This is a genomic window from Micromonospora marincola (assembly GCF_056150385.1).
This window is the reverse complement of the sequence record NZ_JAXCFT010000057.1, coordinates 1-855: the sequence shown is the minus strand read 5'-3', so window position 1 is coordinate 855 and position 855 is coordinate 1. Positions and strand designations below refer to the sequence as shown.

General features: G+C 68.9%; 1 protein-coding gene. It reads left to right on the top strand.

Features of this window, described 5'->3' with window-relative positions; all coding sequences use genetic code 11:
• Window positions 1-51: 51 nt before the first annotated feature.
• Window positions 52-831, top strand: coding sequence for a transposase family protein (locus SM450_RS31035; protein WP_474623329.1), 780 nt, complete (start codon window positions 52-54; stop codon window positions 829-831).
• Window positions 832-855: the final 24 nt, after the last annotated feature.

The following is an 855-nucleotide window of genomic DNA, read 5'->3' as shown; positions in this document are numbered from 1 at the left end:
CTAAAGGACGTCTCGTAACTCGGTAGCCGGTCCATGGTGGATCATGTCGGGGTGCAGGTGATCTCGGCGGCCCGCCAGGAGTGGATCTTACCGTTCACCGGGCTGCAGCCCGCTCAGTTCCGCAGGCTGGTCCGGCTGGTCGCCGAGCGTGGCGGTGACGCGATCGCCGATGGGCGGCCGGGCCGGCAGTGGTCGCTTGACCTCGCGGATCGGGTCCTGCTGGTGGCCGCGTACTGGCGGACGAACCTGACGATGCGGCAGATCGGCCCGCTGTTCGGGGTGTCGCACTCCGCCGCGCACCGGGTCATCGACACCCTCGGCCCGCTGCTCGCCCTTGCCCCGGTCCGCCGGCGGCGGGTCGACCAGATCGCCATCGTCGACGGGACCCTGGTCCCGACCCGCGATCACCGGCTGGCCGCGCCGAGCAAGAACTACCGCTACTCGACGAACCTGCAGGTCGCCATCGACGCCCACACCCGTCTCGTCGTCGCCCTCGGCGACCCGCAGCCGGGCAACCGCAACGACACCATCGTCTACCGCACCTCCGGCATCGACCAGAAACTCGCGGGACGGCCGGTCATGGCCGATGGCGCCTACCGCGGCAACCCCGACGTGATCATCCCGTACCGCAAACCCGCCAACGGCAGCGAACTACCCGAGTGGAAGAAGGACCTGAACAGGCAGCACCGCACCGTCCGCGCCCAGGTCGAACACGCCCTGGCCCGAATGAAGAGCTTCAAGATCCTGCGGGACTACCGGCGTGCTGCCAGCACACTGACCGACACCGCCTCCGGCATCGCCCACCTCCACAACATCATCCTCGCGGGATGACGCCAACACCGTTGCCGGCCAACG